General features: G+C 70.0%; 22 protein-coding genes and 1 tRNA gene. 8 read left to right on the forward strand and 15 right to left on the reverse strand.

Annotated features, from left to right (window positions below; genetic code table 11):
* Positions 1-43: 43 nt before the first annotated feature.
* Both H286_RS0103470 and H286_RS0103475 read left to right on the forward strand, forming a co-directional pair.
* A complete protein-coding gene (locus H286_RS0103470; RefSeq protein WP_020097120.1) occupies positions 44-1,168 on the forward strand; it encodes a YlbL family protein in 1,125 nt (374 codons plus the stop codon).
* Positions 1,169-1,248: 80 nt separating this feature from the next.
* Positions 1,249-4,170: a UPF0182 family membrane protein gene (locus H286_RS0103475; protein ID WP_020097121.1), complete on the forward strand. Its 2,922-nt coding sequence runs from the start codon at positions 1,249-1,251 to the stop codon at positions 4,168-4,170.
* Positions 4,171-4,194: 24 nt separating this feature from the next.
* Here the strand turns inward: H286_RS0103475 and H286_RS0103480 are convergent, their stop codons facing one another.
* The 7 genes from H286_RS0103480 to idi are packed head-to-tail and all read right to left on the reverse strand — an operon-like array spanning position 4,195 to position 9,741.
* Positions 4,195-5,070, reverse strand: coding sequence for a prenyltransferase (locus tag H286_RS0103480; protein ID WP_020097122.1), 876 nt, complete (start codon positions 5,068-5,070; stop codon positions 4,195-4,197).
* Positions 5,067-5,375 carry a lycopene cyclase domain-containing protein gene (locus tag H286_RS0103485; RefSeq protein WP_020097123.1) on the reverse strand — a complete coding sequence of 103 codons (309 nt, stop codon included), beginning with the start codon at positions 5,373-5,375 and terminating at the stop codon, positions 5,067-5,069. Before H286_RS0103485 ends, H286_RS0103480 begins: the two co-directional genes overlap by 4 nt.
* Positions 5,372-5,704: a lycopene cyclase domain-containing protein gene (locus H286_RS0103490; protein WP_020097124.1), complete on the reverse strand. Its 333-nt coding sequence runs from the start codon at positions 5,702-5,704 to the stop codon at positions 5,372-5,374. Before H286_RS0103490 ends, H286_RS0103485 begins: the two co-directional genes overlap by 4 nt.
* 5 nt (positions 5,705-5,709) lie before the next feature.
* Positions 5,710-7,263: a phytoene desaturase family protein gene (gene crtI / locus H286_RS0103495; protein ID WP_020097125.1), complete on the reverse strand. Its 1,554-nt coding sequence runs from the start codon at positions 7,261-7,263 to the stop codon at positions 5,710-5,712.
* Entirely contained in the window at positions 7,260-8,138 is an 879-nt protein-coding gene (locus tag H286_RS0103500) for a phytoene/squalene synthase family protein (protein WP_018188242.1), read from the reverse strand. Before H286_RS0103500 ends, crtI begins: the two co-directional genes overlap by 4 nt.
* The gene (locus tag H286_RS0103505) at positions 8,135-9,199 is read right to left on the reverse strand and encodes a polyprenyl synthetase family protein (RefSeq protein WP_020097126.1); all 1,065 of its coding nucleotides are present in this window, start codon (positions 9,197-9,199) and stop codon (positions 8,135-8,137) included. Before H286_RS0103505 ends, H286_RS0103500 begins: the two co-directional genes overlap by 4 nt.
* Positions 9,196-9,741, reverse strand: a complete 546-nt coding sequence (gene idi / locus H286_RS0103510; RefSeq protein WP_018188240.1) for an isopentenyl-diphosphate Delta-isomerase — start codon at positions 9,739-9,741, stop codon at positions 9,196-9,198. The genes H286_RS0103505 and idi overlap by 4 nt, the downstream gene beginning before the upstream one ends.
* A 71-nt stretch (positions 9,742-9,812) precedes the next feature.
* Here idi and H286_RS0103515 point away from each other — a divergent pair, with 71 nt between their 5' ends.
* Positions 9,813-10,286, forward strand: coding sequence for a MarR family winged helix-turn-helix transcriptional regulator (locus H286_RS0103515; protein ID WP_018188239.1), 474 nt, complete (start codon positions 9,813-9,815; stop codon positions 10,284-10,286).
* A gap of 57 nt (positions 10,287-10,343) precedes the next feature.
* Here H286_RS0103515 and H286_RS0103520 read toward each other — a convergent pair.
* Positions 10,344-10,417 (reverse strand) — tRNA-Met (locus tag H286_RS0103520).
* Positions 10,418-10,497: 80 nt separating this feature from the next.
* Here H286_RS0103520 and H286_RS0103525 point away from each other — a divergent pair.
* Both H286_RS0103525 and H286_RS0103530 read left to right on the forward strand, forming a co-directional pair.
* A complete protein-coding gene (locus H286_RS0103525) occupies positions 10,498-11,007 on the forward strand; it encodes a DUF6328 family protein (RefSeq protein ID WP_020097127.1) in 510 nt (169 codons plus the stop codon).
* Positions 11,004-11,813, forward strand: coding sequence for a carbon-nitrogen hydrolase family protein (locus H286_RS0103530; protein ID WP_020097128.1), 810 nt, complete (start codon positions 11,004-11,006; stop codon positions 11,811-11,813). Before H286_RS0103525 ends, H286_RS0103530 begins: the two co-directional genes overlap by 4 nt.
* A gap of 14 nt (positions 11,814-11,827) precedes the next feature.
* Here H286_RS0103530 and H286_RS0103535 read toward each other — a convergent pair whose 3' ends face one another.
* Positions 11,828-13,036, reverse strand: coding sequence for an aminotransferase class I/II-fold pyridoxal phosphate-dependent enzyme (locus H286_RS0103535; protein WP_020097129.1), 1,209 nt, complete (start codon positions 13,034-13,036; stop codon positions 11,828-11,830).
* 147 nt (positions 13,037-13,183) lie between these two features.
* Between H286_RS0103535 and H286_RS0103540 the strand changes: the two genes are divergently transcribed.
* The 3 genes from H286_RS0103540 to H286_RS0103550 are packed head-to-tail and all read left to right on the forward strand — an operon-like array spanning position 13,184 to position 17,409.
* Positions 13,184-14,668, forward strand: coding sequence for a S1C family serine protease (locus H286_RS0103540; RefSeq protein ID WP_020097130.1), 1,485 nt, complete (start codon positions 13,184-13,186; stop codon positions 14,666-14,668).
* Positions 14,669-14,722: 54 nt separating this feature from the next.
* Complete coding sequence (locus tag H286_RS0103545; RefSeq protein WP_020097131.1) at positions 14,723-15,967, forward strand: CDP-glycerol glycerophosphotransferase family protein; 1,245 nt, start codon at positions 14,723-14,725, stop codon at positions 15,965-15,967.
* Positions 15,964-17,409: a CDP-glycerol glycerophosphotransferase family protein gene (locus tag H286_RS0103550; protein ID WP_020097132.1), complete on the forward strand. Its 1,446-nt coding sequence runs from the start codon at positions 15,964-15,966 to the stop codon at positions 17,407-17,409. Before H286_RS0103545 ends, H286_RS0103550 begins: the two co-directional genes overlap by 4 nt.
* An 18-nt stretch (positions 17,410-17,427) precedes the next feature.
* Here the strand turns inward: H286_RS0103550 and H286_RS0103555 are convergent, their stop codons facing one another.
* The 6 genes from H286_RS0103555 to H286_RS0103580 all read right to left on the reverse strand — a co-directional run bounded on the left by H286_RS0103555 (position 17,428) and on the right by H286_RS0103580 (position 24,079).
* The gene (locus tag H286_RS0103555; protein ID WP_231370878.1) at positions 17,428-18,444 is read right to left on the reverse strand and encodes a glycosyltransferase family 2 protein; all 1,017 of its coding nucleotides are present in this window, start codon (positions 18,442-18,444) and stop codon (positions 17,428-17,430) included.
* A 47-nt stretch (positions 18,445-18,491) separates the two neighbouring features.
* Entirely contained in the window at positions 18,492-21,014 is a 2,523-nt protein-coding gene (locus H286_RS0103560) for a glycosyltransferase (RefSeq protein ID WP_020097134.1), read from the reverse strand.
* 31 nt (positions 21,015-21,045) lie between these two features.
* Positions 21,046-22,188: an acyltransferase family protein gene (locus H286_RS0103565; RefSeq protein ID WP_018188230.1), complete on the reverse strand. Its 1,143-nt coding sequence runs from the start codon at positions 22,186-22,188 to the stop codon at positions 21,046-21,048.
* Positions 22,189-22,266: 78 nt separating this feature from the next.
* The gene (locus H286_RS0103570) at positions 22,267-22,491 is read right to left on the reverse strand and encodes an SCO4848 family membrane protein (RefSeq protein WP_018188229.1); all 225 of its coding nucleotides are present in this window, start codon (positions 22,489-22,491) and stop codon (positions 22,267-22,269) included.
* Positions 22,492-22,500: 9 nt separating this feature from the next.
* Positions 22,501-23,352, reverse strand: a complete 852-nt coding sequence (locus tag H286_RS0103575) for a hypothetical protein (protein ID WP_020097135.1) — start codon at positions 23,350-23,352, stop codon at positions 22,501-22,503.
* Between the two features lie 37 nt (positions 23,353-23,389).
* Positions 23,390-24,079: a phosphocholine cytidylyltransferase family protein gene (locus H286_RS0103580; protein ID WP_018188227.1), complete on the reverse strand. Its 690-nt coding sequence runs from the start codon at positions 24,077-24,079 to the stop codon at positions 23,390-23,392.
* Between the last annotated feature and the right edge of the window lie 103 nt (positions 24,080-24,182).

Here is a 24,182-nt window from a genome sequence, read left to right on the forward strand (position 1 = left end):
CCGTGTACGCCGGCCGCGAACGAGCGCCGGAGGAAGGACCCGCGTGTCGCTCTTCGACAACGCCGCCGAGCCGGCTGCCGCCCCGCCGTCCCGCCGTTCCCGTCGCTTCTCCGCGGGGGTCTGGGCTCTCGTCGTGGCGCTCGTCGCCCTGCTCATCCTGAGCTTCCTCCCCACCGGTTTCGTGATCCAGCGGCAGGGACCGGTCGTCAACACCCTGGGGTCGGCCGAGAACGCGTCCGGCGACGACGTCCCCCTCATCTCTGTGAGCGGTGCGAAGACGTACCCCACCGCGGGCGCCCTCGACCTCACCACCGTGCAGGTCGTCGGCAACCGCGAGACCACGCCGTCCTGGTTCGAGCTCGCGAAGGCGTGGCTCGATCCCGGCGAAGCCGTCCTCCCCATCGACGACGTGTTCCCGGCGGGGACGACGACCGAGCAGCGCAACGAGGAGAACGCCGCGCTGATGGTCGACTCCCAGAAGGAGGCCACGGCCGCCGCGCTCACCGAACTGGGGTACGAGGTCGGGGCCCACGTCGGCGTCGGCGCACTGAGCGACGACTCCGCCGCGAAGGGCATCCTCGAGGTCGGCGACGAGATCGTCTCGGCGAGCGGCACGCCGATCGAGGACACCGCGCAGCTGCGATCCCTGATCAACGAGCGGAGAGGTCAGCCCGTCGAACTGGTCATCCGCCGGAACGGTGCCGAGCGGACGGTCACCGTGACGCCCTCGCGCACCACCACGAAGGACGGCACGGTCTGGATCATCGGGATCACGACCTCGCGGGACTTCGATTTCCCCATCGACGTGAAGATCCAGCTCGACCGGATCGGCGGGCCCAGCGCCGGCCAGATGTTCGCCCTCGGGATCATCGACACCCTGACTCCCGGCGAGCTCAACGGAGGCAAGCAGGTCGCCGGAACGGGCACGATCGACGCCACCGGCACGATCGGGCCGATCGGCGGCATCCGTCAGAAGCTCTACGGCGCGAAGGATGCCGGGGCCACCTACTTCCTCGCCCCGGAGAAGAACTGCAACGAGGTCGTCGGCCACATCCCGGACGGCCTGCGCGTCGTCCCCGTCTCGACCCTCGACGACTCGCTCACAGCCCTCGACGCGATCCGCACCGGCACGGGCGTGGACAAGCTCCCCGTGTGCGCCGCCGGTTGAGTCCGCAGCGCCCCTGCGATTCCGCCCAGAGCGCATCCCGCCGCCGCCGTCCGCGAGTCGGCCCCGCCTAGGATGAGAGTGTGACCTCGACACCTGCCGGACCGGCCACGTCCACCCCTCCGAACCCCGTTCGCCGCACGATCGCCATCACGGTCGGAGTCCTCGTGGTGCTGGTGATCGCGTTCTTCGCGTTCGCCAGCCTGTACACGGACTGGCAGTGGTACAAGCAGCTCGGCTACGACAGTGTGCTGGTGACGCAGTGGACGGCCCGTGTCGTCATGTTCGTCATCGGGTTCGTCGCGATGGCGGCCCCCGTCTTCGCAGCCATCCAGCTCGCGTACCGTCTCCGGCCGGTGTACGCCCGACTGAGCTCGCAGCTCGATCACTACCAGGAGGTCGTCGAGCCGCTCCGACGCCTGGCGATGTGGGGCATCCCCGTCTTCTTCGGCTTCTTCGCGGGCTTCGCCGCCTCGGCGCAGTGGGAGACCGCCTGGCTGTGGGCCAACGGTGTCACCACCGGTCAGAAGGATCCGCAGTTCGGCCTCGACACCGGCTTCTACCTGTTCCAGATGCCGTTCTACAGCGTCGTGCTCGGCTTCACGTCCGCAGTGCTGCTGATCTGCCTTCTCGTGACCGTCGTCGTCGCCTACCTCTACGGCTCGGTGCGCGTCGGGCAGCGCGAACTCCGCATCTCCAAGGCGGCCCGCATCCAGCTCGCCATCGTCGCTGCGCTGTATCTCGCCGTACAGGCGGTCAGCCTCTGGTTCGACCGGTTCAAGACGCTCACGACACAGGGCGACCGGTTCACCGGCGCCAGCTACGTCGATGTCAACGCGGTCATCCCGGGTCTCGCAATCCTGTCCATCGCCGCGGCGATCGTCGCCGCGCTGTTCGTCGTGACGGCCATCATCGGCCGGTGGCGCTTCCCGCTCATCGGAACCGCGCTGCTGATCGTCTCCTCCCTCGTCGTCGGCGTCGCCTACCCGTGGGCCGTCAGCCAGTTTCAGGTCGCGCCGAACCTCGAGACCTACGAGGCGCCCTACGTCGACCGCAACCTCGCGGCGACGAAGTTCGCCTACGGCATCGACGGGCTCGAGAAGACCGAGTACGAGGCGGTCACCACGGCAGAGAAGGGTCAGCTCCGCGCCGACGCCGAGACCACCGCGTCGCTGCGCATCATGGACCCTGCCATCATCGGACCCACCGTGCGCCAGCTCGAGCAGTACCGCTCGTACTACCAGTTCCAGAACCCGCTCGACGTCGACCGGTACGAGATCGACGGCAAGATGCAGGATGCCGTCGTGTCGGTCCGCGAGCTGAACCTCGACCAGCTGGGCAACGCCCAGTCCTGGTACAACAACACGCTCGTCTACACGCACGGCTACGGTGTCGTGGCGGCCAAGGGCAACGACCGCACCGCGGACGGCGATCCCGTCTTCCTCGAGCGCGGCATCCCGACCTCCGGCGACCTCACCAACGAGTCGAAGTACGAGCCCCGCATCTACTTCGGCGAGTCGTCGCCGCCCTACTCGATCGTCGGTGCCCCGAAGGGCAGCGACCCCGTCGAACTCGACTACCCGCGTGGCGAGGACGGCGCCGGTCAGACCCGTACGACGTTCACCGGCAACGGCGGCCCGAACATCGGCAACGCCTTCAACCGGTTGCTGTACGCGCTGAAGTTCCAGTCGACCGACATCCTGTTCTCCGACGGGATCAACGACGACTCGCAGATCCTTTACGACCGCAACCCGCGCGATCGTGTCCAGAAGGTGGCGCCCTACCTCGAGCTCGACAGCGATCCGTACCCGAGCGTCGTGGACGGCCGCGTCGTCTGGATCATCGACGGCTACACGCTGAGCAACAACTACCCGTACTCGTCGATCGTGAGCCTGCGGGACGCGATCTCCGACACCACGAACCGCGCCCCGAGCGTCGCGCTCGACGACGTGAACTACATCCGCAACTCGGTCAAGGCGACCGTCGATGCGTACGACGGCTCGGTCAAGCTTTACGCCTGGGACGACCAGGACCCGATGCTGAAGGCCTGGCAGAAGATCTACCCGTCGACCCTCCGCCCCATCAGCGAGATGTCCGGCGACTTGATGAGCCACGTGCGCTACCCGACGGACCTGTTCAAGGTGCAGCGCGCCATGCTCGGGACCTACCACGTCGACGACGCGCAGTCCTTCATCCGCCGTGACAACGCGTGGCGGACGCCGCAGGACCCGGTGACCCAGTCGAACCTGCAGCCGCCGTACTACCTGACGATGCAGATGCCGGGCCAGCAGGACCCGACCTACTCGATGTTCACGTCCTTCATCCCGGCGGCAGAGGGTGATCAGGAGCGCAACGTGCTCATGGGCTACCTCGCGGTCGACGCCAACGCCGGCGGCACGAAGGGCGAGAAGAACCCCGATTACGGCAAGCTCCGCATGCTGGAGATCAGCGCGGATGTCTCGGTGCCCGGCCCCGGTCAGGTGCAGAACACCTTCAGCTCGAACGAGACCATCGCGCAGCAGGTGAACCTGCTGCGACAGGGTCAGTCCGAGGTCCGCAACGGCAACCTGCTGACCCTCCCCGTCGGTGGCGGTCTGCTCTATGTGCAGCCGATCTTCGTGCAGGCGTCGAGCGGAACCCAGCTGCCCGCCCTCCGCAAGATCCTCGTCGCGTTCGGTGACGAGGTCGCCTTCGAGGACACCCTGCAGGAAGCGCTCGACAAGCTGTTCGGCGGCGACTCCGGCGCGACGACCGGCGATGAGGGAACGACGCCGTCGCCTTCGCCGAGCGGGTCGCCGAGCCCCAGCGCGACGCCCGGCGGCGGACAGAACGAGACGCCCCCCGCGGGTGTCGGCGACGAGATCGCCCGCCTCCTGCAGCAGGCCCGTCAGGTCATGACGGCGCGTGACGACGCCATGCAGAAGGGCGACTGGGCCGCCTACGGCGAGCAGGACAAGGCGCTCACCGACATCATCAACAGGCTCATCCAGCTCGACGGGGAGTGATCCCGCTGATCTGGTGGGGGCGGTTCACGACAGGAACAGCCCCCACCAGATCACCAGCAGTGTCACCACGAATCCGGCGAACTGGTTGAGCCAGAGGAACCGGTCCCAGCCGCGGGTGGCGGAGGCGGCATCCGCGTCGGTCACCGAGCGGTAGGGCCACACGGTGGCGAGGTACGGTAGCGCGACGATCGCGGCGAGCGGTCCCGGCCACGCGGTCCCGAGCATCGCAACGCCCGACGCCGCGTAGGCGACGAGCGAGAACCGCACCGTCCACGCCGCACCGCGCGCGGTGGCGATCGATGAGATCCCCGCCTCGCGGTCGGCGACGACATCCTGCACGGCGCCGAACGCGTGCGACGCGACACCCCACAGCGCGAACGCCACGATGATGAGCACGAGCTGCGGCGTCCACGTCGCGCCGGTCAGAACGAGGGCGTACACGGCGGGCGAGAAGAAGTGGATGCTGCTCGTCACCGAATCCGCGAAGGGGCGCTCTTTGAGGCGGAGGGGCGGCGCGCTGTAGAAGACGACAGCGAGCAGACTGAGCCCCAGGACGAGCCACGACAACGGTGGGCCCGACAGCACGAGGAAGACGACGAAAGGGAGACCCAGCAGACCCGACGCCCACAGGGTGGGGGCGTGCAGGCTCTTCTCGAGGATCGCTCCGTGCGCTCCGCCCTTGCGCGGGTTCCGCAGGTCGGACTCGTAGTCGAACACGTCGTTGATGCCGTACATCGCGACGTTGTACGGGATCAGGAAGAAGATGGTCCCGATGACCAGGACGAGGTCGATCTCGCGTGCGGCCAGCAGATACGCCGCCGCGAACGGATATGCCGTGTTGATCCAGCTCACGGGGCGGGAGGACACGAAGAGCTGGCGGGCGAAGCGGAGGGGCGTCACGCGGCATCCCTCCTCTCGGGCAGCAGCGCACCGATCGCCGGGAGGAGGAAGGCGACGCACAGCGGGTAGGCGAAGTCCTCTATCGGGGCGAGGCCGACGCGGATGCCGCTGATGTGCTCCTCGGGGTAGGTGAAGAGGTCGGCGGCGATCATCACGTTGTCGAACACCGCCGTCAGGAGGACGAGGATGCCGGCGGTCCACAGCGACGCGACCAGGCGCTCTCGTCGCTGCGGGCGGCGGAGCGAGAAGAGGGTCACGACAACGGTGACGACGACGAACGGGAGGACGATCAGCGGGTAGGTCATGCGGCGTCCCGGCTCCGTGCTCGCGTGCGTCTCCGCGTGACGAGGGCGTGGACGACCAGCGTCAGGTGGCAGAGGAACGCCAGGAAGACCGGCTCCTCGAGAGGCAGGTGGGGGGCGAGATCGATGCCGACGAGCAGAGGACTGTCGCCGCGGACGAAGACGCCGGCCGCGATGCCCACCAGGTCCCACACGAGGAGGAACGCCGTACCGCAGGCGATCAGCAGCAGGCTGCGACCAGGGTCGGCGGCCACTGCGAGGCGGTGCCTCAGGTCGATCGCGATCACACCGAGCGCCGAGAGGATCAGGGCGCCCAGGTACAGCCCGGGCACCGCCGTCAGCGTTCCGAGGCGAGCGGCTCGGGAAGGTGTCCGGTGGACACGTCCCCGTCGAGGAGCTTCACGACGAGCTCGGCCGAGATGAGGCACATCGGGAGGCCGACGCCGGGGAGCACGGTCTGACCGGCGTAGAGAAGGCCATCGACCTTCGAGCGCAGCCCCGGGCGGAACATCGCCGACTGCCCGAGGGTGTGAGCGAGGCCGAGCGCACCGCCCCGGAACGAACCGAAGTCGGCGGCGAAGTCGCCGGGCGAGATGGTCCGGCGCACCCGGACGCGATCAGCGAGATCGGCGACACCGGTCCACGACGCGATCTGAGCGATGACGGCATCCGCAGCGGCTTCGATCGCCGGGTCGCCGGCGCCGTCGACTCCGCCATGTCCGAGCTCCGGAGCGGCGGGCATGGGGACGAGGACGAAGAGGTTCTCGTGGCCGGCGGGCGCCACGTCGTCATCGGTGGCGCTCGGCCGGCAGACGTACAACGAGGCGGGGTCGGGGATCGCACCGGCGTGCTCCGCGCCGAAGATTGCGTCGAAGTTCGCCTTCCAGTCCTTCGTGAACAGCAGGGTGTGGTGTTCGAGCTCGGGGAGCTCGCCTTCGACGCCCAGGAGGATGAGGAGCGCTCCGAAGGACGGCACGCGCTTGTCCCACCACGCGTCGCTGCGAGACCGCAGCTCCGGCGGAAGCAGCGCGGTCTCGGTGTGGTGCATGTCGGCGGTCGAGATGACGTGGTCCGCCTCGATGCGGGTGCCATCGGCGAGACGGACGCCGGTGGCCACATCGCCGACGGTGATGATCCGCTCGACGCGGCTGCCGGTGCGGATGACCGCGCCGCGCTCTTCGGCGAGGCGGGCGATCGCTCGGATGATCTGCACGAAGCCGCCGCGGGGGTAGAGCACGCCGTCGTCGAGGTCGAGGTGGCTCATCAGGTGGTACAGGCTCGGCGCGTCGTACGGCGAGCCCCCGAGGAAGACCGCCGGATAGCCGAGGACCTGTCGCAGGACCGGGTTGGCGAACCGCTTCTCGACGTGCGTCGACAGGGGGCGCAGGAGGAGCGGCAGCAGCGTGCCGAGCTTGCTCAGCACGTCGGGGTGGGTCAGCCCCTTCAGCGAGACGTAGGGGTCGTACAGGAAGCGCGAGACCGCGAGGTCGTAGATCTCGCCGGCGGAGTCGAGGTACGTCGCGAGCTTCTCGCCGGCGCCGCTCTCGCGGGCCTCGAACGCGGCGACGGCGGCATCCCGTCCCGAGACGACGTCGAAGGGCTCGCTCTCGCCCTCGTGGTACACGCGGTAGGCGGGATCCAGCCGCACGAGGTCGAGCTGCTCGGCGGCCGTGGTACCGAGCAGAGCGAAGAAGTGATCGAAGACCTCGGGCATGAGGTACCAGCTGGGGCCGGTGTCGAAGCGGAAGCCGTCCTTCTCCCAGCTGCCGGCGCGCCCGCCGACGTCGTCGAGCGCCTCAAAGACGGTGACCTCGTCGCCTCGGTCGGCGAGGAGCGCAGCGGTGGCGAGACCGGTGATGCCTCCTCCGATGATCGCGATGCGGCGGGTCATGCGGGGGACCTCCGGGAGGGTCGTCGGGCGGGGAGGACGGTGCGGTGGGCGACGGCCGCGCGGACCGCGATCGCCGCCTTCACGGGGTTCGGGACGCGGACCCTCGTGTCCAGATCGGCGGTGCGGTGCAGGCGGTCGGCGAGCGAGGCGAACAGGCCGTGCGCGGTCGCGACCGCGACGCGGCAGTCCGCGGGCAGGAGCGGGATCGTCGCGGCCGCGGCATCCAGGTCGGCATCGATGCGTGCGAGGACCTGCTCGCGTCGCGCGGCGCCCCCGTCGACGCCGAGGTAGTCCCGGCCCAGGCGGCCGGCGTCGTCGGCGTGGTCGCGCAGGAAGTTGATGTCCTGGAAGGCGGCCCCGAGGCGGCGCGCGCCGGACACCAGGGCCGGGTCCGGGTCGCGCGGCGCGGCGGATCCCGCGTTGACGAAGACCTGGAGGCACATGAGCCCGACGACTTCGGCGGAACCGTAGACGTAGTCGTCGTGCGAGGCGTCGTCGTGCTGGGCCTGCTCAAGGTCGGTGCGCATCGAGGTGAAGAACGGCTCGATGTGCACGCGGGCGATCCCGCACTGGCGGGCGGTCCGCGCGAAGGCGTGGACGACGAGGTTGGCGCTGAACCCCCGCGCGATCGCGGCGTAGGTCTCGGCCTCGAGTGCGTCGAGGACGTTCCGCTGCTCGTCGAGCGGGACGCCGGCCGCCTCGGCCGCTCCGTCGACGATCTCGTCGGCAACGCGCACCAGGGCGTACACGTTCCGCACGTGCGGGCGCACGCGTCCGCCGAGGAGATTCGTCGCGAGCCCGAACGAGGTCGAGTAGGCACGGATGACGGATGCCGCCGCCACCGTCGCGGTCTCGTCGTAGAGCGTGTCGGTCATCGGGGGATGCGGTCCTCGACGGCGGCGGCCAGTGCGGCGAGGAGGACGACGGCGTCGCGGGGGAGCGAGGCGTCCGCCGCACGGCCGCGCGCCGAACGGAGGGTGTCGGCGATCAATTCGACCGCTCGCTCGCGCGCGCCGCTGGCGGCCAGTTCGCGCTGTGCTTCGGCGATCGCGATCGGCCCGGTCGGCGCCATCGCGAGGGCGGAGGCGATGCGAGGCCAGGCCTCGGTCTCGGCCGCCATGGCGATGAGCGGGGTGCGCTTGGACGCACGGAGGTCCGCCCCCGGTTCGCGTCCCGCCTCGGCGCGCGACCCGAAGGTGCCGATGAGGTCGTCGGCGAGCTGGAAGGCGACCCCGATCGCGGACCCGGCCGATTCGAGGGCGGCCCGCTCGTCGTCGCTCGCCCCCGCCAGCAGTGCGCCTGCGGCGAGGGGAGCCTGGAAGGAGTAGAACGCCGTCTTGTCGCGTGCCGTGCGGATGAGCGAGTCGGCCGGGGGGAGGTCGGCGCCGATGGTCTGCTCGACGTCGGCGAGTTCGCCCGCCGCGGAGACGAGGAGAGCGTCGTCGAGGAGGACGAAGAGGGCAGCCCGATGGGGGGCGGTGACGGGCGCGGTCGCGATGAGCCTCGTCGCCTCGAACAGCAGCAGGTCGCCGGCGAGGACGGCCGCGGCTGCGCCGAGCAGGTTCGCATCGTCGTGGTCGCCGCCGAGGGCGTGTGCGCGTTCACGGAACCGTCCGACGACGTTCGGGATGCCGCGCCGTTCGACGTCGCCGTCGATCAGGTCGTCGTGGACCACGAACGCCGCGTGGAGCAGCTCGAAGGCCGCGGCGACGCGCCAGAGCCCGGGGGAGTGTCGGATGTCGCCGCCGAACGCCTCGAACGCGGCGACCACGAGCGCGGGCCGCAGGCGCTTGCCACCGGTGGCCGATGTCGCGGTCGCCTCGCCGAGCGCCGCGGAGGCTTCGCCGAGGGCGGCCGATCGGATGCGCAGGCGGTCGAGTGCGACCTCGAGAGCGTCATCGATCTCGCGTCGGGCGATCGATGACAGGGCGATCACGAGGCTCTCCTGCGGGCGTCTGGCACCAGCTCGAGCTGCTGCGCCTGGAGGACGAGCCACGGGCTGAAGGCCCAGGGGGCGGCACTGATCGACGTGTCCAGGTCGGCGGGGTCGACCCAGCGCGCCTCCGCGACTTCGTCGGGGTTGAGGCGGGGTTCGTCGTCCGTGTAGGCGACGTACACCGGGCAGATCTCGTTCTCGACGATTCCCGACGCGTCGACGGCGCGGTAGCGGAACTGCGGCAGCGTGAGGGTGACGTCGCGGAGGGTGAGCCCCACTTCGTGCGCCGCGCGGCGGTGGACGGCATCCACCATCGACTCCGAAGGGCCCGGGTGCCCGCAGAACGAGTTCGTCCACACGCCCGGCCAGGCGGCTTTGCTCAGGGCGCGGCGGGTGACGAGGAGCTCGCCGCGCGAGTTGTAGACGTGGCAGGAGAACGCCAGATGGAGGTGCGTGTCGGTACCGTGGACCGTTGCCTTCGGAGCGGTGCCGATGTCGCGTCCGTCGTCGTCCAGCAGGATGACGTACTCGATGTCTGACACAGGTCCTCCGTACTTTGCTAGATTATCTAGCAATCAATCGTCATGCTACCTATCGAGCGAGGAGGTGTCCAATGGTGGCCAATCCATGGGTTCCGGGCAGTGAGCGCGATGCCATCGTGATGAGCGCCCTCGAAGCGATCCGCGCGTTCTCCGACTCCTTGGATCGAATGTACGCGGGTATGCGCGGTGACATGGACATGAACACGACCGACCTCGCCGCGCTCCGGATGCTCATCATCCGCGAGCAGCACGGGGAGGTGGTCAAGCCGAACGATCTCGCCACCCACCTCGCCATCTCGACGGCGTCGACCACGAAGCTGCTCGACCGTTTGACGGCCGCCGGTTACCTCGTCCGCAAGCCGCATCCGCATGACCGCCGCGCCCGCATCGTGGCGCTCACGGATGAAGCGCGGGTCACCTTCCGTCGCCACTTCGGCGAGCGTCTCCAGCGGATGCGTGACGCTGCGGACGCCTACACCGATGATGAGCTGCGCGCGATCGTGCGCTTCCTCGCCGACATCGAGCGCGCGATGCTGCCCGCCTGATCGAGCCGGACAACAAAGAAGGCGCCCCCTCCGGAGAGGGGACGCCTTCTTCTTTCGTTGCGGGGACAGGATTTGAACCTGCGACCTCTGGGTTATGAGCCCAGCGAGCTACCGAACTGCTCCACCCCGCGGCACAAGAGAAAACACTAGCACGCGTTTCAGGCGGACGCGAATCGGTGCCGGAAAGCCCCGAGTTCGGCAGGATGAGGACATGCTTCCGCGTGAGATCGACGCCGCCGCCGACGCACAGACGGACGGGCGCGACGAGACGCGAGACGAGCGGGCCGACCGCAACTGGAACGAGGTTCTCCAGGAGCTCCGCGTGCTGCAGACCGGAACTCAGATCCTCACGGGCTTCCTCCTCGCACTCGCGTTCCAGCCGTCGTTCGGGGATCTCGCCGGGGCGCAGCGCATCGGCTATCTCGTCCTCGTCCTCCTGTCGGCCCTGAGCGCCGTCGTCGCCCTCGCGCCCGTCTCGGTGCACCGCATCCTGTTCGCACGTCGTGCGAAGCCCACGATCGTCCGCTTCGGTCACGGCTGCATGCTCGCCGCCCTCGGTCTCGTCTCCGCGCTCCTGGTGGGCGTCGTCGCGTTCGTCTTCGATGTCGTGGTGGGGAGTGCGGCATCCTGGATCGCAGGCGTCGCCCTAGGCATCGTCATCGTCGCCCTCTGGCTCGTCGTCCCTGTCATCACCCGCTTGCGGTCGGAAAGGACCCCATGACCGACTCGCCCCTCGGCGTCGCAGTGGCGCAGTTCGCGCCGTCCGCCGACGAGACAGCCAACCTCGAGGCCATCTCGGAACTGGTCGCCCGCGCCCGCGGCCGAGGCGCGCGGGTCGTTCTGTTTCCCGAGTACTCGAGTTACTTCGTCGACCCGTTCGACGCCTCGCTCGCCGAGCACGCGCAGGACCTCGACGGCGCGTTCGTGACCGCCCTCACGGCACTGGCGCGTGACCACGACGTCGTGATCGTCGCGGGCCTCGTCGAACGTTCCGACACGGACGGGCTCGTGCGCAACACCGTCGTCGCGGTGGATGCCGGTGGGCTCATCGCGCGCTACCGCAAACTCCACCTCTACGACGCGTTCGGACAGCGCGAGTCGGACTGGGTGGAGCCGGGAGCGCTGGAGGAACCCGAGACGTTCGAGGCTTGCGGCATCCGCTTCGCCCTCATGACCTGCTACGACCTGCGGTTCCCCGAGGTCTCCCGCGTGCTCGCCGACACGGGAGCGCACGTCCTCCTCGTCGCCGCGGAGTGGGTGCGCGGGCCTCTGAAGGAGGATCACTGGCGAACGCTCCTCCAGGCTCGGGCCATCGAGAACACGCTCTACGTCGCGGGTGCCGATCACCCGCCGCCGTTGGGCGTGGGGCACTCGGTCGTCATCGACCCGCAGGGAGTGCCCGTCGTGACGATCGGCGCGGGCACGGATGTCGCCGTCGCCCACGTCGACGCGGCGACCGTCGCCCGCGTCCGCCGTGTCAATCCCGCGCTGGCCCTTCGGCGGTACACGGTCGCTCCGCGCGACTGAGCCGCCTCCGGGGGTCACGACGCGGATGCCGCCAGCCGCCGCGCCGCCTCGGCGATGACGTCCGTCCGCTTGCAGGCCGCGAATCGGACCAGGGTCTCGTACCGATCCCGGTGCTCCGGCGTCGCGAACGCGGTGAGCGGGATCGCGGCGACACCGACGCGCTCAGGGAGGGCGCGGCAGAACGCGGCGGCATCCTCGCCGGGAGCGAGCATCGAACGCACATCGGCGACCGTGAAGTACGAACCCGCGGGCGTGGACACCTCGAACCCGGCGTCGCGCAGGCCCGCGCCGAGCAGGTCGCGGCGCTCCCGCTGGGTCGCGGCGAGGTCGTCGAAGAAGGTGTCGGGCAGGCCGAGACCGACGGCGATGGCGGGTTGGAAGGGTGCTCCGTTGACGTACGTCAGGTACTGCTTGACGGCCAGCACCGCGTCGACGAGGTCTGCCGGCCCGCTCACCCAGCCGACCTTCCACCCCGTGGTTCGGAACGTCTTGCCGCCCGACGAGATGGTGAGGGTCCGCTCGGCGGCGCCGGGCAGCGTCGCGAGGGGAACGTGGTCGGCGTCCATGACGAGGTGCTCGTAGACCTCGTCCGTGACGATCAGCGCGTCGTGACGCTCGGCGAGTCGGACGATCTCGTCGCGGACCTCGTTCGAGAACACCGTTCCGGTCGGGTTGTGGGGGTCGTTGACGAGGATGATCCGGGTGCGGTCGCGGACGGCGGCACGCAACTCGTCGACGTCGGGTTCGAGCGACGGCCAGCGCAGCGGCACGGGCACGAGGCGTGCACCGGCCAGGGCGACGGCGGCCGCGTACGAGTCGTAGTACGGCTCGAAGACCACGACCTCGTCGTCCGGCCCATCGAGCAGGGCGAGGAGGGCGGCGGTCAACGCCTCGGTGGCTCCGGCCGTGACGAGGATCTCGCGCTCGGGATCGACGTCGATGCCGTAGAAGCGGTGCTGATGATCGGAGACCGCCTCCCGGAGGACCGGCATTCCTCGTCCGGCCGGGTACTGATTCACTCCGTCGCGGATGGCGGCGATCGCCGCGTCCAGCACCTCGGGCGGTCCGTCCTCGTCGGGGAACCCCTGGCCGAGGTTGACGGCATCGTGGCGGAGGGCGGCGGCGGTGATCTCGGCGAAGATCGTCGGGGCGAGCTCGCCAGCGGGGGAGAGGAGGCCTGCGCCGCGCGCCGCGCGTTGCCAGGCGCCGGGGATGTGCAGCACGGGGCCAGCGTAACGCTCCGCCTCGCGGGACGCCCTCGTGGGCGACCCGCGGCGGCGTCTGCTCCCATAGGCTGATCGGAGGGTCGGCATAGCTGGTCCACAGACTCCGGGAGCACTCTGAAGACGCCTCGGAAAAGGAGCAGTCCCATGAGCGATTCGAACACCCCCGACCCCCACACGCCTGACGCAGCGGTGCCGCCGCGTCCGCCGATGCCCGACTCGGGTGCGCCCTCGCAGCCCACCGCATCGACGACGCCCCTCGCGCAGCCGGCCGGTCAGGGCTGGTACGCGCAGCCGCACGGCCAGCAGCCGTACGGCCAGCACTCCCAGGGCCCGGATTCACACGGACAGCACGCCCCGGGCGCGGCGTTCTCGTCGCAGCCGGCGGGCGCGGTCGCCGACGACGGCCACGCGCGTCCGCACGACGCGAAGATCGGCTCCGGCAAGATCGTCGCCGTCCTCGTGGCCGCCGCGATCGTCGGCGCCGTCTCGGGCCTGGGCGGCGCGGCGATCGGCAGCGACGTGTTCCACCAGAACGGCACGGTCGCGTCCTCGAACGGCACGACCCAGGTCACCGTCAACGACCCCGACAACGTCAACCAGACCACCGGAATCGCGGCGAAGACCCTGCCGAGCGTCGTCACCATCAGTGCGACATCGTCGAACGGCGGCGGCACCGGCTCCGGCGTGATCCTCAGCGAGGACGGCTACGTCGTGACCAACACGCACGTCGTCACCCTCGACGGTGCGAGCTCGGACGTCGCCCTGCGGGTGACGACCTCGGACGGTCGCGTCTACGACGCGAAGGTCGTCGGCACCGATCCGATCTACGACCTCGCCGTCATCAAGCTGACGGGCGCGACCGGACTGACCCCGATCGACTTCGCGGACTCGACCAAGCTGAACGTCGGCGACACGACCGTCGCGGTCGGCGCGCCGCTCGGCCTGTCCAACACCGTCACGACCGGAATCGTCAGTGCGCTGAACCGCTCGATCCAGATCGCCTCGTCGGCGGTACCCGATTCGGGCGAGCAGCAGGAGGATCAGGGGCAGAACGGCCAGTCCCCGTTCCAGTTCGACTTCGGTCAGGGCCAGCAGCAGGGTTCGGGATCGGCCGGGACCATCTCCATCGCCGTGATCCAGACGGATGCCGCCATCAACCCGGGCAACTCCGGCGGCGCGCTCGTCGACGACGAGGGCAAGCTGATCGGCATCAACGTCGCCATCGCCACCGCCGGCGGCGGGTCGTCGTCCTCCAGCGAAGCCGGGTCCATCGGCGTGGGCTTCTCGATCCCCTCGAGCGTCGTCAAGCGCGTGACCGACGAGATCATCAAGGACGGCTCTGCGACGCACGGTCTGCTCGGCGCCATGGTCGGCAACTCGGCGGACCAGAAGGACAGCACCGTGGCCGGTGCCCTCGTCAGCGATGTGACCTCGGGTGGGGCAGCGGCGAAGGCGGGATTGAAGGCCGGCGACATCGTCACCGAGTTCAACGGCGTGCCGGTCCGCGACGCGACCGACCTGACCGCTCAGGTGCGCGCCCTGGCCGCCGGTTCCGACGCGAGCGTCGTCTACGTCCGCGGCGGGAAGTCCTTCACCGCCGACGTGACGCTCGGCAAGCTCACCGACTGACCGCTCCGACGCGACCTTCCGAGTCACGACCCCACCCCGCGATAGGCTCGCGGGATGGGGTCGTTCTCGTTCTCGTCGGGCAACGGCGCGCAGGTGGCCCGGCTCCCGCTCCATGTGCTGGGCCTCGTGGCGACGCGGATCATCCCGAGGTCGACCGACCTGTGGGTGTTCGGGTCGGCTGCCGGCGTCGGCGAGGGTGCGTGGGCGCTCTGGCAGGTCGCCGCGGAGCAGGGTGAGCGAGCCGTCTGGCTGACCGGGTCGGCGCGCGACGACGAGATGGCTCGGCGTGCCGGTATCCCCTCGGCCCGCAAGCAGGGCTTCCGCGGCTTCTGGCTCACGGCGCGCGCACGAGTGGTCGTCGTCACGCACGGCGCCGGTGACGTCAACCGATACGCGACGGCGGGATCCTTCCTCGTGCAGCTCTGGCACGGCATCCCGCTGAAGCGGCTCGGTCTGGATTCCCCGGTGACCGCGCGCGCTCCCCTCCCGATCCCGGGCTTGGCGCGGCTCCTCCGGGTCGCCTACGAGCGGACCCAGCGCCGCATCCGGCTCCTGCCTGCCGCATCGCACCTCGTCCGCGGCCGCCTCGAGTCCGCGTTCGGGCTCGGGTACGACCGGATCGTGGTCACGGGCGAACCGCGCGTCGACGTGCTTTCGACGGGCCCTTCGGCAGCGGAGGCGCAGAGCACGGTCGAGTCCCTCGTCGGCTCCGTGGGGTCCTCCCGCCTCGTGCTGTACGCCCCGACGTGGCGCGACGGCGCACCCGACCCCGCCGTCCCCACGGCGGAGGAGTGGCACGCCATCACAGCGTCCCTGGCCGCGCAGGATGCCGTGCTGGTGATCCGCTCGCACCCGCTGGGCGCGGGCGAATACTCGCCGCCGGACGCGGACGGACGGGTGCGCCTCCTCGGGGCGGATCTGCTCCCCGACGTGACCCCCGTCCTCCGCGCGTTCGATGCGCTCATCACCGACTACTCCTCGCTCGTGTTCGACACCGCGCTGATCCCGCTGCCGGTCGTCTTCTTCGCCCCGGACGAGGCGCAGTACGCCGCGGAGCGCGGTTTCTACGGCCGGTACCGCGATGTCGCCGGGGAGGACGTCGCGACGAGCTGGGCCGAGGTGATGCGCCACCTCGACGGCGTGCTGCACGACGACTCCGAACGAGCCCGGCGCCTCTCCCGCGCCGAGGAGCTGAGCCGCCGCGTGCACGCCTACCGGGACGGCCGAAGTGCCGAGCGCGTGTATCGTGCCATCCGGCGCGCGCTCGCGTCGGCGCATCCGTCGAGGGGGAACGAATGATCCACGCCGCCTTGCAGGCGGGCGACGGCCTCGTCCTGAACGCATCCGGGGCCGCTCCCTCGGACATCCGCGCCATCGGTCCCCGTGCGACGGTGACAGCCGTGATCTCGACGACGGATGCCGGGTGGCGGGCTGTCCTGCCCCTTCGGGTCGCTCGGTGGGGCGGGCCGATCCTCGCTCTTCCCCGCGGTCGGTACCGCCTCGAGGTCGACGGTCGGGTCCAGAGCCGGGGCGACGTCGTGGACCTCGGGCGGACGACGGGGGAGTCGCTGGCGGTGGAGCTCGCCGATGGTGCGGTGGTCGTCTCGCCGCCGCTGCGGGACGCAGACACGTCGCCGGCGGGCCAAGCGGCGCTCGAGCGTGACTATGCGACCGTTCGCGGACCGCTCGAGAACGCGGTGTTCTTCGAGAGCTTCTACGGGCGCAACGCCAGCTGCAACCCGCGGGCGATCGACGCGGAGATCTCTCGCGTCGCGCCTGCCGTCACGAGGTACTGGAGCGTCGTCGACCTCTCGGTGGAGGTTCCCGAGGGTGCCGTCGCCGTCGTCGAAGGCTCGCCGGAGTGGTGGCACGCCCGGGGGGTCTCCCGTCTCCTTGTCGTCAACGACTGGCTGCGGCGCCGCTTCGTCCGCCGCCCCGGCCAGCGCATCCTGCAGACCTGGCATGGAACGCCGCTTAAGCGTCTGGCCCTCGATCGGCCTGGCTTCGACCCGCGCCGCGCGCTCGCGGTGATCCGTGAGAGCCGGCGCTGGGACGTTCTCCTCGCACAGAATCCGTACGCGGCCCGCATCCTGTCGAAGGCGTACGGATTCTGGCGCCGTCCGGTGTGGGTGGAGGGCTACCCGCGGAACGACGTGCTCGCCTCAGGCGACCGGGACGCGGTCCGCCGGGGTCTGGGGCTCGAGCCCGATGACCGGGTGCTCCTGTACGCGCCGACCTGGCGGGACGATCGCGAGCAGATGGTCGACTACCTCGACCTCGAGCGGCTGGCAGCGGATGCCGGTGCCGTGATCCTCGTGCGCGGGCACTCCCGTACGCTCCTGTCCGGCGCCGACACGGGCGGGTCGCGCGTCATCGATGTGACGGCGTATCCCGACATCTCGGCTCTGCTGCTGGCCGCCGACGCCCTGATCACCGACTACTCGTCCGTCATGTTTGACTTCACGGCGACCGGCAAGCCGATCTACTTCTTCGTCCCCGACCTCGCGCATTATCGGGGCAAGCTCCGTGGGTTCTACTTCGATCTCATCGAGCGGGCGCCCGGCCCACTCACCTCGACGCAGGACGAGCTCACCGCGGCGCTGGCGGATCCCAGGGCGACGAAGGGTCACGCGGAGCGGTACGCGTCGTGGGTCGCGCGGTTCAACGCGCGTGACGATGGCCGAGCGGCCGAGCGGGTCGTCGCCCGTCTGCTCGATCAGGGGATGATCGCCCGCTACTGAGGCCGCGGCATCCGCTCGTCACGGGAGCGGCGTGTTGCGGTCCAACCGGGAGGTGTCGACGGTGTCCTTCGCCCCGCGGAGCAGGCCGCTGAGGAACCCGCCGCCCCAGGACAGGTGCATCGTCGGAAGCACGAGGGTGAGCCACGCGCGCTCCGGCACGCTGCGGCCGGCCGTCGCACTGAAGCCGAGGATGCCGAGGACGTAGAGCGCGAGCGGCAGGTGGACGACGGACAGGATCGCGGACGCGACGCCCGTGAGGAGACCCGTCGCCTGCAGGATCCCGAGGACGATGCTCGCGGCGACGGCTACGACGAGAGCCGGCGGAGCGAAGAAGCGGAGCGAGTTCTGCCGTCCGAGGCGCCGGACGAGCTCTCCGCGCCACGTCCCCGTGGCGACGAACTGACGCGCCAAGCGAGCCCAGCTCTCGCGTGGCCAGTACGTGACGGACAGGCGCGGATCGAACCACACGCGGTATCCCGCGTGGCGGATCCGGAGGTTGAGCTCCCAGTCCTCGCCGCGTCGGATGGTCTCGTCGAAGAGTCCTACCTCCTCCAGGACCGCGCGGCGCATCACCCCGAGGTAGGCCGACTCGGCGGGTCCTTCGGGCGCGCCGCCGTGGTACGCCCCTCCGCCGAGCCCGATGGGGGAGTTGTAGGCGATGGCGACGGCGCGTTGGAAGGGCGTCCGGCCGTCCGCCCGCATGACGCCTCCGACATTGGCGGCGCGGACCCGATCGAGGGTCGCGAGAGCCTGGCGGGTGTATCCCGGCGCGAGTTCGGAGTGCGCATCGACGCGGACGATCGTCGGATGCCGGGCGCTGCGGATCGCCAGGTTCAAGGCCACGGGGATGTCGGCGCGGGGGTTGTCGACCAGGCGGATCCGCGGGTCGGCATCGGCCAGGCGATGGGCGAGCTCGGTCGTGCCGTCGGCGGAGGGTCCGAGGGCGAGGACGAGCTCGGCCGGGCCGTCGACGTCCTGCTGCAGGACCGTCTCCACGGCCCGCTCCAGGTAGTCCCGTTCATTGAGCACAGGCATCACGAATGTGACGCCCGCACCGGGAGCGGGCACCGGCGCGTCGAGAGTCACCGTGCTCCGGGCGATCGTCGGGCAGGCTGGGTCGGCGCCGTCCGCGGGACGAGCGCGTCGAACTGGGCGAGGACCTCCGCGGTATAGGCGTCGACGTCGAGGGATGCGGGGGTCACACGGCCCTCGAGGAACGCCCGCATCCCGTCGGCGAGGGCGTCATCGTCTCGGTCGACGATGTGCATGTCGTCGCCCGGGAGCGCGCCCCGGGCCGAGCCGAAGGCCGTCGACACGATCGGCAGAGCCAGCTGAGCCGCCTCGATCAGCACCATGGGCTGCCCCTCGTAATCGCTCGAGAGGACGAAGCAGTCGCAGCGCTGCATGACCGAGACAGGGTCGCGCAACGGCCCGGTCAGGAACACCCGTCCGGTGAGGCCGGCGTCGCGCACCTGCTGCTCCAGGGTGTTCCGGAGCGGCCCGCCGCCCACGATGAACAGTTGCGTGTCGGGGGCTGTGTCCGCCAGGCGCGCGAACGCCCGGATCAACCGCGCGTGGTTCTTCTCCGTTGAGAGGCGTCCCACGGTGACGAATCGGCGGATGCCGGGCACGGCGAGCGCGGTGTCGACGGCCTCGCCCAGTCCGGCATCCTCGCTCTCCGGGCCGCTGTCCGCTGTCGGTGCCGTCGAGACCACGTCGGGCAGGTTCCGGAGCGTGACGAACCGGTCGGCGGAGGCGAACTCCGCGAGTTCGGTGCGGTTGAGGTCAGTGAGGGCGGGGGAGACCGAGACGAGCTGGTCGTAGGCCCGGTACATCGCGAAGACGCGTCCGAGCGAGCGGCGGAAGGCCTGCTTGCCGTGAACCGTCCGATCCCGGTCGGCGGCCATCTCGTTGTGCAGCCAGATCGCACGGGTCGCCCGCGGCGAGTGGAGCAGCAGGTGTGCCCAGAACGGGCTGTAGCCGCTGAAGTCGGCGACCCAGTCGAACTTCGCGGACCCGAAGATCCTCGTCCACTCGTCGTGCCACAGGGACTTGTGGCCGAGTCGCCGGTGCGCCCGGAGCGGATCGGTGCTCACGTCCGCCACGCGGCGCAGGACCTGGCGCACCTTGAGCCCGTTCATGCCGCCGACCCGGAAGACCTGGCGGATGCCGGAGTCAAGCCGTGACTGGTTGTGCTGCGTCGTCGCGCCGCGCGGGTAGGCCATGAGAGCGGTGACGTCGTACCGCTGGGTGTCGAGCGAGTTGAGGAGGTTGACCGCGGCGGTCGTGATGCCGTTCAGCCGCATCCCGCCGAGGTAGAACAGCAACCGCGGTCGGTCGTCGCGGCGGACCGGCCGCACGCGGCGACCGTCCGTCAGTCCGCGGAAGACGATGTCGATCACCCGTGAGGTCGCCCGACCGTCGTCGAAGGGGACGAAACGCTCGGCCCACTCCGCGTACCGGGGGTGCGGCGTCGCGTCGTCCGCCATCAGCCCGGCGAGGTCGCGGCCGAGCTCGACGGGATCGGTGCGGACGGGTCCCGGCAGCTCATCGAGCGGCATGTAGGTGCCGCGGACGGCCGAGTAGTCGTCGCCGTCCGGGACGAGGAAGCCCACGGGACGGCCCGTGGCGAGGTAGTCGAAGAAGATCGACGAATAGTCCGTGACGAGGGCGTCCGCGAGTCCGAGCAGGACATTCGTCGCCGTGGTGTTGGGGACGAGGAGACGCTTCAGAGCGGGGATCCGCGTCGCCGCGCGGTGCACCACCTGGTGCGTCTTGAGGAGGACGGTCGTGTCGTCGCCCAGCTCTCGCTGCATGCCGGCGACCTGCTCGGCGAGGTGCGCGAGGTCGGCGTCCGGCGCCTGGAAAGACGATCCGCGCCAGGTGGGCGCGAACAGGACGATCCGCTTCCCGGTCAGGTCCGTCCCGAGCGCGCAGCCCAGTTCGGCGACGCGCTGCGCGCGTTCGGCGTCCGACATCCACTGCCGATCGATGCGCGGGTAGCCCTCCTCGATGATCGATCCGCGATAGACGTTCCGCAGCTGGTAGGCGTCTTCGTACATGGTCTCGGCCATGAAGGGGTTGGCAGCGAGCAGGTAGTCGGCGTTCAGCAGGTTGCGAAGCGTGTTCGCCGACTCGCGCGCGCCGCCGGGCATGTCGAACCCCATCAGCTTCAACGGTGTGCCGTGCCAGGTGTTCAGGTAGACCTGACCCGTGCGCTTGCTGAACGCCGGCGGGAACGTGGCGTTGTTGACGAGGTAGCCCGCGGTCGAGAGGGCCCGCCAATAGGCGCCGCTGCCGCGGCGGACGACCACGACGTTCGACGAACCGGCGAACTCGGCACGCACGGCGGCTGCGGCATCCGTGTCACTGATCGCCCAGATGTGCGTCAGGTCGGCGAACTCCGGGTCCGCCAGGAGCGCGCGGAAGATCGCCTCGGGGTTGCAGAGGGCGCCGTTGCCGGCGAACGACTCGTAGACGACGGTGCGGCGACGGATCGGGAGCGAGCGAGCCCACGCGATCTGCTCGGACGTCGGGATGCGCTTCGCGCGGGTGAGGGCCCAGCGGACGGCGCGGGTGACGGCAGGCGGAAGGGGCGAACGCATGTAGGTGTGCTGTGCTCTCGTCGACGGCAGATCAGGGCGCGACTTCACCCGCCCGGCGACGCGCTCGCGCCGCGACAGCTCGGTGGACGCGTCGCGCCAACGTATGCATTCTAGCTTCGACTCCCTCGTAGAACCCCCAGGCGACTAGGAGGCTGATCGGGATCCCGAGCACTCCGACGAGCAGCCAGGCCTCCGAACCGAAGGCGAATGCGAGGGTCGCGAGCACCGGCACGTGCACGAGGTAGAGACTGAACGAGATCTTTCCGAGCCATTGGATGGGTCGCGTCTCGAACAGTCGGATGGCCGGGCCCCAGGCGAGCGCCACCAGGACGATGCCCGCGGCACCCGGAGCCGCGAAGGCCCAGAGCACGGTGCTGAGGTCTGTCCCGCTGGGCACGATCGGCCGGGCCAGCCAGCTCGCGATGAGCATCGCGACGCTCACCAGCGTGAACAGGGGCATGAACCATCGGGGCCGCGGACGCTCCACCCACGCCAGCAGATCCGGCATCCGCGCCGCCATGATCGTGCCGACGATGAAAACCGGGAAGTAGAGCAGCTCGCTCTGCTCGAAGATGCGACCAGCGACGCTCAGGCCGCAGCAGACGATCACCGCTGCGAGCGCGTGACGCCGCACGAGGAGGGCGAGCGCCGTCGCCAGGGGCAGGACGATCGAGTACAGCAGTTCCCAGTGCAACGACCACAGGGGATTGTTGAGCGGGTACTGGCGCGGCACGAGCGATGCCTGCGCGAGGAAGGAACCGACCGATACCGACTCGGCGTGCGTCTCGGCCATCCATGATCCGGCTGGCATCGCGGAGCGATCGCGGGGGACGAGGAAGATGAGGAGGGCACTCAGCGCCAGCGAGGCGATCACCGGCCCGTAGAGGCGGACGACGCGAGCCGAGAGGAAGCCCATCCAGGAGAAGTTCTCTCGGAACACCGGGAGGACGACGACGAGACCCGACAGCACGAAGAAGACGAGGACCGCCTCATTGCCGGCGGTGAGGAGCTTCACCGGGGACTCGGAGATGACCGCCCAGCTGACGGTTCCCTCGAGGAGGGGTTCCGCGATCAGCAGCCAGTGGTGCAGGAGGACGACCAGCGCGGCGACCCCGCGCAGCCCGTCGAGGCTCTGGATTCGGCCTGTCGGCTGCTTCGGGGGAGTCGTGACCACTCGACAACGGTAGTCACTGTCGAACAGAGCCCCACACCACTTGCGCCGGGGCGGGGCCGTGTGCAGGACCGGACGTCGTCAGTTCCCCGTGCCGGTCGCCGCGACGATGGCGGCGACGAGGGATGCCGCCGCGAGCAGCAGCGCCGCTCCGATGAGGATCGCATGGACGGTGAGGAACCTCGTGGGACGACCGTTCGCGTCACGTGCCCGCGGATCGCGGGAGACACGGCGGTAGAACGTCGGCCAGACGATCACGTTGAAGGCGGCGTTCAGGATCAACAACGTGACGAGAAGGGGGAGCACGCGGCCACGCTACTCGTTGTCCGGGGCCCCGGCGCCGCCGTCTCCACGCCGACGTCGGCCGCGGAGACCGCGTCGGACCGACGGCGGGCGCACGGCGTCGCGAGGACGGGGGGCGAGTTCGCTCGGGAAGGCGAGGGGCGGCGGGCCGAAGGCGCGTCGGGCGCCCACGACGACGCGGCGGCCGAGGATGTGGTTGCCGCTGCCCCCCACGACCGCCCCGACGCCGAACGGGAGCGCCCGTCCGATGAGCGACGCACCGCCCTGCGCGGCGAACCGTCGGATGAAGGAGGCTTTGAGCCGATCGATGAGGGGGCCGACCATGGCCTTCGGCAGCGAGGTGGTCACCAGCTTGCCCCAGTAGGCGTCGCGTCCTGGGCCGACGCCCCGCACCTGGCCGGCGAACTGGCTGACGAGATCGACGCCCTCCTTGCCCGCCATGAGCGTGAGCACGAGAGCGCGGGCGCGGTCGGGATCGGTGACGCGGAAGCCGTGCACCTCCGCCAGGGACTGCGCGAACAGCGCGGTCGTCTCGAGGAATCCGACGGTCTCGGCTCCGCTGAGCGCCAGGGTGACCGCCGTGCCGATGCCGGGGACGACGGCAGTCGCTCCGACAGCGGCCCCACCGGTGGTCACGGCTGCCAGGTAGCGCCGTTCCAGTATCCGGATGACGTCGGCGGGCGTCGCCTCCGGATGACGTGACCGGATCGCGTGGAGGTGCGCTCCGACCGCCGGTTGCTGGACAGCGAGCACCCGATCGAGGACGCGGATGAGCCAGGGGTGCTCCGGCGAGCCGACCGGCGGGAGACCCCCCACCCAGGCGGCGTCATCGGGGAGCGAGTGGATGCGGGGAACGTCGGTCATGTGTGTGCTCGCGGCCCTCGGCCGCTCGCGCGGCGCGTCAGACGTAGAAGTTGGCCCGCTCGAGGTCTTCGGCGAAGTCCACCTCGACGGCGTAGAGATCGGAGATGTCGAGAGGGCGCAGCTTCAGGCCGTTCTCGGCCACGGCGAGCTCGAGTCCACGCTCGAAGTAGTCCTGGTTGTCGACGTTGCCGAGCTGCGCGATGAGCGCGGGCTTGTCGGCACGGGAGATGTAGTTGATCCCGACGGCTTCGCCGAGGCCGCCGACGACCGTCTTCGACAGTTCGGCGATGTTGCCTTCCGCGTCGACGGTGTACTTGACCTCTTCGTCGCTCACCTTCGAGGTGTTGACGGTCACGAAGGACTGCTCGGCCTCGACCAGGGCGAGCGCGCGCCCGAGTACGCGGGGGTCGAAAACGACGTCGCCGTTCATCCACAGCACGCCCGACTTGCCCGTGGCCTTGAGCGCGCGAAGAAGGCTCTTCGACGTGTTCGTCTGGTCGTAGCGGTCGTTGTAGACGTAGTCGACGTCCGGGAACGCCTCGACGATGGTCTCGGCGCGGTAGCCGACGACCGTCGTGATGGGGGCGGCAGGTCCGAATGCAGCGTGGATGTTGTCGTGCTGCTGCCCCATGATGCTGCGGCCGTCGTTCAGGGTCGTCAGCGGCTTGGGCAGGCTGCGGCCGAGCCGCGAGCCCATGCCGGCTGCGAGAATGACGATCTTGGTCACGTGGTGCTCCTGACGATGTGGTCAATGTCCGTTCATCGGAAAGACACATCTTCGTGCCGGGTCAATGCTATCCGGGGTGCCTGAAAAGGGCCCGTATCCAGGT

Source organism: Microbacterium sp. 11MF (genome assembly GCF_000383475.1).
Classification (GTDB): domain Bacteria; phylum Actinomycetota; class Actinomycetes; order Actinomycetales; family Microbacteriaceae; genus Microbacterium; species Microbacterium aquilitoris.

What these genes read in the sequence shown, in the direction of transcription:
- H286_RS0103485 (WP_020097123.1), bottom strand. Translation starts at nt 5,375, where the DNA reads ATGACCTACCCGCTGATCGTCCTCCCGTTCGTCGTCGTCACCGTTGTC.
- crtI (WP_020097125.1), bottom strand. Translation starts at nt 7,263, where the DNA reads ATGACCCGCCGCATCGCGATCATCGGAGGAGGCATCACCGGTCTCGCC.
- H286_RS0103500 (WP_018188242.1), bottom strand. Translation starts at nt 8,138, where the DNA reads ATGACCGACACGCTCTACGACGAGACCGCGACGGTGGCGGCGGCATCC.
- H286_RS0103515 (WP_018188239.1), top strand. Translation starts at nt 9,813, where the DNA reads ATGGTGGCCAATCCATGGGTTCCGGGCAGTGAGCGCGATGCCATCGTG.
- H286_RS0103525 (WP_020097127.1), top strand. Translation starts at nt 10,498, where the DNA reads ATGCTTCCGCGTGAGATCGACGCCGCCGCCGACGCACAGACGGACGGG.
- H286_RS0103530 (WP_020097128.1), top strand. Translation starts at nt 11,004, where the DNA reads ATGACCGACTCGCCCCTCGGCGTCGCAGTGGCGCAGTTCGCGCCGTCC.
- H286_RS0103540 (WP_020097130.1), top strand. Translation starts at nt 13,184, where the DNA reads ATGAGCGATTCGAACACCCCCGACCCCCACACGCCTGACGCAGCGGTG.
- H286_RS0103545 (WP_020097131.1), top strand. Translation starts at nt 14,723, where the DNA reads ATGGGGTCGTTCTCGTTCTCGTCGGGCAACGGCGCGCAGGTGGCCCGG.
- H286_RS0103550 (WP_020097132.1), top strand. Translation starts at nt 15,964, where the DNA reads ATGATCCACGCCGCCTTGCAGGCGGGCGACGGCCTCGTCCTGAACGCA.
- H286_RS0103555 (WP_231370878.1), bottom strand. Translation starts at nt 18,444, where the DNA reads ATGCCTGTGCTCAATGAACGGGACTACCTGGAGCGGGCCGTGGAGACG.
- H286_RS0103560 (WP_020097134.1), bottom strand. Translation starts at nt 21,014, where the DNA reads ATGCGTTCGCCCCTTCCGCCTGCCGTCACCCGCGCCGTCCGCTGGGCC.
- H286_RS0103575 (WP_020097135.1), bottom strand. Translation starts at nt 23,352, where the DNA reads ATGACCGACGTTCCCCGCATCCACTCGCTCCCCGATGACGCCGCCTGG.